Origin of the sequence: Nonomuraea sp. NPDC049607 (assembly GCF_040675375.1) — a bacterium.
GTDB lineage: Bacteria > Actinomycetota > Actinomycetes > Streptosporangiales > Streptosporangiaceae > Nonomuraea.
Genome location: NZ_JBFAOV010000031.1, coordinates 118,394 through 124,657, shown reverse-complemented (window position 1 = coordinate 124,657; position 6,264 = coordinate 118,394). Strand labels below are relative to the sequence as shown.

The 6,264-nt window shown below is 67.2% G+C and carries 7 protein-coding genes; 3 read left to right on the top strand and 4 right to left on the bottom strand.

Annotated elements, in window-relative coordinates; translation table 11 throughout:
• Positions 1-324 precede the first annotated feature (324 nt).
• Complete coding sequence (locus AB0J97_RS40030) at positions 325-1,881, top strand: glycoside hydrolase family 88 protein (RefSeq protein WP_364099091.1); 1,557 nt, start codon at positions 325-327, stop codon at positions 1,879-1,881.
• Positions 1,882-1,982: 101 nt separating this feature from the next.
• On the opposite strand, the gene AB0J97_RS40025 is transcribed toward AB0J97_RS40030, so the two are convergent.
• Complete coding sequence (locus tag AB0J97_RS40025) at positions 1,983-2,663, bottom strand: integrase core domain-containing protein (RefSeq protein ID WP_364099088.1); 681 nt, start codon at positions 2,661-2,663, stop codon at positions 1,983-1,985.
• 156 nt (positions 2,664-2,819) lie between these two features.
• Positions 2,820-2,942 carry a hypothetical protein gene (locus AB0J97_RS40020; RefSeq protein ID WP_364099085.1) on the bottom strand — a complete coding sequence of 41 codons (123 nt, stop codon included), beginning with the start codon at positions 2,940-2,942 and terminating at the stop codon, positions 2,820-2,822.
• Positions 2,943-3,092: 150 nt separating this feature from the next.
• On the opposite strand from AB0J97_RS40020, the gene AB0J97_RS40015 reads away from it, so the two are divergent.
• On the top strand, positions 3,093-3,461 hold the full coding sequence (locus AB0J97_RS40015) for an integrase core domain-containing protein (protein ID WP_364099082.1): 369 nt from the start codon (positions 3,093-3,095) through the stop codon (positions 3,459-3,461).
• A gap of 220 nt (positions 3,462-3,681) precedes the next feature.
• On the opposite strand, the gene AB0J97_RS40010 is transcribed toward AB0J97_RS40015, so the two are convergent.
• Positions 3,682-4,401, bottom strand: coding sequence for a DUF4429 domain-containing protein (locus AB0J97_RS40010; RefSeq protein ID WP_364099079.1), 720 nt, complete (start codon positions 4,399-4,401; stop codon positions 3,682-3,684).
• 14 nt (positions 4,402-4,415) lie between these two features.
• Here AB0J97_RS40010 and AB0J97_RS40005 point away from each other — a divergent pair, with 14 nt between their 5' ends.
• Positions 4,416-4,679: a hypothetical protein gene (locus tag AB0J97_RS40005; RefSeq protein WP_364099076.1), complete on the top strand. Its 264-nt coding sequence runs from the start codon at positions 4,416-4,418 to the stop codon at positions 4,677-4,679.
• A gap of 556 nt (positions 4,680-5,235) precedes the next feature.
• Here AB0J97_RS40005 and AB0J97_RS40000 read toward each other — a convergent pair.
• A complete protein-coding gene (locus AB0J97_RS40000) occupies positions 5,236-6,204 on the bottom strand; it encodes an NmrA/HSCARG family protein (RefSeq protein WP_364099073.1) in 969 nt (322 codons plus the stop codon).
• Between the last annotated feature and the right edge of the window lie 60 nt (positions 6,205-6,264).

Sequence of the window (6,264 nt, the reverse complement as noted above, 5' to 3'; positions counted from 1 at the left end):
CGGCGTCGGCTGGGCCGGCGGGTACGGCCAGCATGCCCGCGACCAGCGCGAGGACGCACAACCGGGACTTCCACAGGTTCATCGGGTGGCTCCTGAGGGGTTAGCGGCTCCTCATCGTGTTCCCACAAGGAGTCACACCCGTCAACAGATAAACAATCTTGGAACGATCCAAGTTTAGGAAACTTTCCTAACTCTCGCGGTGGGGGTTGCCGCGATACATCCGATGTGCAAACGGATGTGGACAGATATTTGCCGGAGATGTATGGGTGAAGCAGGCATGAGATCGGACCTGTGCTCGCCGCCGTTCGACAGGAGGACAAGATCATGCCGCTCAGAAACCGACATCGTGCGGTCGCTCTCGTCGCGACGGGATTACTGCTCATCCCGCCCGTCCCCGCGGCCGTGGCCCTCACCGCCACCCTGTACGAGGCGGAGGACGCGACGATCTCACAAGGGACGGTCGACTCCGACCATGCCGGGTACACCGGGACCGGGTTCGTCAACTACGACAACGCCGTGGGCTCGTCCGTGGAGTTCCAGGTCAATGCCGTGGGGGGTGGGGCGCATGCCCTGGTCTTCCGCTTCGCCAACGGCACGACCACCGACCGGTCGATGACCATCACGGTCAACGGCGTCGCCGTGTCCCAGTCGTTTCCCGGCACCGGCGCCTGGACGACTTGGCGGACCGCGACCGTCCGGGCCTCGCTCGACGCCGGCACGAACACTGTACGGGCCGCCGCCGCCACCGCAGCGGGCGGGCCGAACCTCGACTCGCTGACAGTGGACGACGACGCCCCGACCATTGACTGGTCCCGCGCCGTGGTCGACTCGACCATGGCCAGGTACACGCCGGGCACGCTGGGCGGCTGGAGCTACACCCGCGGCCTGTACCTTTGGGCCCAATACCTGGTGTGGCGGCGCACCGGCGAACCTCGCTACCTGAGCTACATCAAGGACTGGGCCGACCGGTTCGTGGACGCCTCCGGCGGCATCTCCCAGAGCTTCAACAATCTGGACAGCATGCAGGCGGGCAACGTCCTGCTGGCCCTGTACCGGGAGACCGGCCAGGCCCGTTACCGGACCGCCGCCGCCAAGATCAGAACCAGGTTGAACACCTACCCGCGCACCTCCGACGGCGGCTGGTGGCACTCGACCTCCGACTCACGTCAGGGACAGCTCTGGGGCGACGGCGTGTACATGGTCGACCCGTTCCTGGCCAGATACGGATCCTGGGTCGAGGCCGACTCCTTCACCGGCGCGGAACCGGCCAGGCAGCTCGAGGTGTACTGGAGTCACCTGCGTCGAACGGACGGGACGGCGGCCGGACTGCTGTACCACGCCTACGACGAGCCCGGCGGCCTGACCGCGCCGTGGGTCAAACCGTCGATCGGCAACACGAACGGCGTCTCCTGGTGCCGGGCGATGGGCTGGTTCGGCATGGCCGTCGTCGACGTGCTGGACCTCGTCCCGGCCACCCATCCGCGCCGGGCGGCGCTCGTCGGCATCCTGCGCGACCTGGTCCCGGCCTACGCTCGCTGGCAGGATCCGGTGACCGGCCGCTGGTGGCAGGTGGTCACCGAGCCGTCGAACGCCGCCAACTGGACCGAGACGTCCTGCTCGGCGATGTACACGTACACGATCTCCAAGTCGGTCGAACGCGGGTACGTGGACGCCTCCTACCAGGTCAACGCCGACCGCGGATACCAGGGTGTGCTGGCCACGCTGTCGGTGGGCGGCGACGGCCGGACCAACATCGCGGACATCAGCGAGGGGACCAACGCGAGCGACTCCCTGGGCTATTACTTCGGCCGGGCCAGGCCGGTCAACGACTTCCACGGGCTGGGCGCGTTCCTCATCATGAACGAACAGGTGCGCCGCTGACGACGCGTCGATCCGCAACGGATCGGCTCTGAGTAGCTTCGAGCGCCTGTGCGGTGCCAAAACGCCGATGCTGTTGCTGAGCTGCGGCATTTGCAAGGCGGTCAGGCTACTCTGTGGTACTCGCTGATCAGTCCGGTGACACTCCTTCGATGGTGGATTCGGGTGGTCATGTCGATCACTTCGCTGGGGTCGTGCGTCGGCGGGCGGAGCGAACGGCTCTGATGCGGGCGATGCTGGTTGAAATGGCGTTCATAGGCAGCCAGAACTGTACGCAGGTGCCGTTCACCATAGATGATCAGGTGGTCGAGGCATTCGCGTCGAAGTGTGCCGACGACTCGCTCGGCGAACGCGTTCGCCCGTGGCGAGCGCGGCGGAATCTTCAGGACGCGCACGTCCGCGCCGATGAGCACCTCGTCGAATGCTCTGCCGAACTTGCCGTTCCTGTCCCGGATCGGGAACCGGAACCTGTCGGCTCGCTCGCCCAGTCCCATCAGCAGATTGCGTGCCTGCTGCGCCGTCCAGGCGCCGGTTGGATTTGCCGTGGCACCGAGGATGTGCACGCGCCGTGTTTCGATCTCCATGACGAACAACACGTGCAGGCGCTTGAGGAACACCGTATCGATGTGGAGAAGGTCGCATGCCAGGATGCCGGAGGCTTGAGAGATGAGGAACTGGCGCCAGGTCGGTGAAGCCCGGCGTGGCGCGGGCCCCGATCCCGCCGCCGCCAGGATCCGGCGGACCGTCCCCTCTCCCCACCCTGTAGCCAAGAGCGAGGAGCTCACCCTGGATGCGCCGATGTCACCAGCGTGGATTCTCCCGAGCCAATCGGACGATCAGATCGCGGATCTCTTCAGCGATCGGGGGCCGGCCCTGTTTGGCGGGGTAGGTCCACTTCTTCTTGACCAGCCTGCGATGCCAGGCCAGCAGCGTGCCGGGCGTTACGCTGCGATGCGGTCGAAGACGAGCGGGTAACAGCCCTCTTTGGAGGCACTGCCCCGTGCGAGCAGCACCAGCCAGCCGAACACCCTGACCACCAGCAGATACAGAAGGCGAAACAGCACGAGAGGCAAGCCTAGAAGACCAGGTCAGACCCGCTGCAGTCAGTTCTGGCACCGGACAGGGGTGACCGCGCATCCGACTGGGGCGTGGACGGTGCAGCAGGCCCGCAACTTGGTCATGGATCTGGGGAGCGCATCGCCAGGCCACGATTCTTGATCCACGATCGGGACCCGCTCTTCACCGTCGCCCTTCGGGAGGTTTTCACAGCCAATGGGCTGCGGACCATCACCACACTGCCGCAGACGCCGAGGATGAACGCCATTTGCGAGCGGGCCATCGGCGCCCTGCGCCGCGAACTCCTGGGCCGGATGCTGATCCTCAGCGAACGCCATCTGGCCCTCGTGCTCCGCGAGTACCTGAACCACTACAAGGGGCACCGGCCGCACCAGTCCCGGCGCCAACGGCCGCCAGACACCGCAACGCAGTCCGCCCGCGACGTAACCGAACTCAATGGCCTGCGATCCATCCGCCGAAGGCTCGTCGTCGCAGGCGTGATGAGCGAATACCACCACGCCGCTTAATCACAGCTCAGCCCACGAAACTTAATATTCGAGCGGCACACCTCGCGATGGTCGCAGTCGCTGCCCTGATCATGCAGCAAAACTCCAGCTCACAGTACGAAACCGTATTTCCGAGCGGATGCCGTGCTGATGGTGCGGTTCTTCCCGGACGAAAGCGTGCCGTCGGGTGCCGTGAGTTCCAAGGCGCCAACGCGCACAAAGTCACATACGGGACAGCAGTTCAGCCTTCCGCCGTGACCTGTTCGATCATGGGAGCTTGTACGGCGGCCAGCACGGCGGCGGCGAAGGGCAGGGAGTGATGCGTGGCTCCCCAGCCAATGCCGAACACCACGGAGGCGGGATCGTTGTTGGGGTTGGAGAGGGCCTGGTGCCCACGGATGCGCAACCGCAATGACCCGCGAGCGTCCTCCAGTGCATTCCACTCGACGCCCTCGATCTCGGTGATCGGGTAACGCCGGTCACCTGCCGTGTACTTGGCCGGGGAAGCTCCGGACGCGAACCAGGTGAAGGTGACAGCCTGCCCGTCGAAGGCGGCCTCACCGTCCCATGCCTTGAAACGACGCGGCACCGAAGGACCGGCGATCAGGAACCGCTCAGCCGGACCGCGCTGGGACAGGGCCGCGCGCACCTCGTTGGCATACTGGTCGGCCAGCGTCTTCGTGGCGGCGGGCAGCACCAGCCGGTACGGATCGAGCGACTCCTGGAGCTGCCCCGTTGCCGCGGACATGACCGGATCGGCTCCCTCCCGGGGAACCACCCGCAACACCACCCTGCCGCGTGCACCAGGCTCCAGCATGACATCGGCCAGCGCGTCGTACGGCACGAACCGCTCTCCGAGCTCCATGCTCAGTTTCGACGCCTTACCCGGCTCAGGCGTAATGCGCAGCCCACCGTCCTCGAACTCCCACGCGCAACCTCGCCCCTTCAGTACGTCACCCATGCAAGCAAGGATAGGTGCCCGAACACTGGTGGCTACGCAGACGGGCGACCACCGCGACGAGCCGGCCGGCCCTGCGCACGTCGCCGGCCGCCAGGTTCGGCGACGACGACTACGGCGACTTCTGCCGGCGCACTCTGGAGGAGCACGAAGCGGTCGACCTGTCCAGGTCGCGGCGCTTCGGGCAATGGCATTCGCCGGTGAGGGTCTCCATGGCGGTCGACCGTGACCGCAGCATGGTGACGCACGGCCACCCCCTCCCATGTCGGTCGCCGAGATGATCGGTTCTGCGGCTGCCGAGAACTCCATCCATGCAGTTCAAGCCGCATATGAGTGGTCCGTGAAGGCTGCAGCCGAGGCTGTCTGCCAAATTTCCGACCTGATGTGAGAGACGATGGCCTGTCGTGGTCGGCAGGATGGCCGCGGGCGTGCTCGGTGCGTGCTCGGTGCGTGCTCGGTGCGTGCTCGGTGCGTGCTCGTGCGCCCCGTAACGTGCCGTCAGAACCCGGAACTGGTCGCCGTGGCGCCGGCGGGTGAGGCGGCCGTGAGAAGCGTGCCCGCTGAAACCGCCGCCATGGAAAGGGTGAGGGTTCGGCGGAATGCCTGCATGTGAGCCCCCTTCGGAGACAGTGAATTTCCTCACTTATGGTAATCGTTCGACTACTCTCGATCCAAGGCTCTGTCCGTAGGCTATGGCCGACGCCTCGCCCGGCGGCTTCACGGCCCTGATCCGCATCGCCGTGGCTCGCCGGGTCGCATGCGCGGACAGGGTGGCTCTCGATCTTGTGGTGGCCCCGAATGCCGGGGCGGCCGCGGGCGGGGAGGGGCGGGCGCCGGTCAGTGCGGGATGGTGTCCCGGTGAGTGGCCAGCCACGCGTCGAACGTCTGCAGTCGCGGATTGAGTTCACGCAGCAGGTCGAAGTCGATGAGCTCGGCGATGTCGGGGGCGGCCGCGATCAGGTACTGGAGCATGTTGCCGACCTCGCCCGCGCCCGGGAACCCCGCGGCCCGGATCATGTCGGGGCTGACCGCCTGGTACGTGACGGGCTCCCCGAGCGCCAGGCTCAGCGCGGCGGCGTACTGCGCGCCGGTGAGCACGGCCCCGGCGACGCTCACCCGCCTGCCGGCCATCCCGTTCCCCTGGCGGAAGATCCCCAGCGCGGTCCTGCCGACGTCCTCCGCGGCCTGCGCGGCCACCCCCGCCTCGCCGAACCCGAGCGGCAGCACCAGCGCGCCCGTCTCGTCACGCCGGGGCGCGAACATGTCCCGGAAGGCCTCGTAGTAGACGTTCGCCTGCAGGAAGGTGGTGGGCACGCCCGACTCCAGGAAGAACCGGTCGGCCTCGGCCTTGCCGTCGGCGTGCGGCACCTTGTACGTGCCCTCGAAGCTCGGCGTCCCGTCGTCCGGACGGAAGTAGCCGCGGGTGTCGGACAACGTGGACCAGACGAAATGCCGGACGCCGGCCTCCCGGCCCGCCCGCGCGGCGTTGCCGGCCTGCTCCTGCTCCTTGATGGTCGCGGGCCGTGCTCGCTCCTCCTCGGGCGTGCGCGGCTCCCAGAAGTTGGTCACCACGAAGGCGCCGTGGGCGCCGTCGAACGCCCTGCGCAGGCTGCCCGCGTCGTCGAGATCGGCCCCCACGACCTCGGCCCCCAGAGCGGCCAGCTCCTTGGCCCGCGCCGAACCCGGGTCCCGGGTCAGGGCCCGCGCGGCGAACCGCTCACTGCGGTCGTCGAGGATCGCGCGGACCAGCCCGCCTCCTTGCGCTCCGGTCGCGCCCACCACGGCGATGATCTGCTGCTCGCTCACAGAAACGGTCCCCTCATGTGCTCAGGTTGATGTATCAACCAGGCCACCATACAGCGCCAG

Coding starts and splice junctions, on each gene's coding strand:
- AB0J97_RS40010 (WP_364099079.1), bottom strand. CDS start 4,401: ATGGGTGACGTACTGAAGGGGCGAGGTTGCGCGTGGGAGTTCGAGGAC.
- AB0J97_RS40030 (WP_364099091.1), top strand. CDS start 325: ATGCCGCTCAGAAACCGACATCGTGCGGTCGCTCTCGTCGCGACGGGA.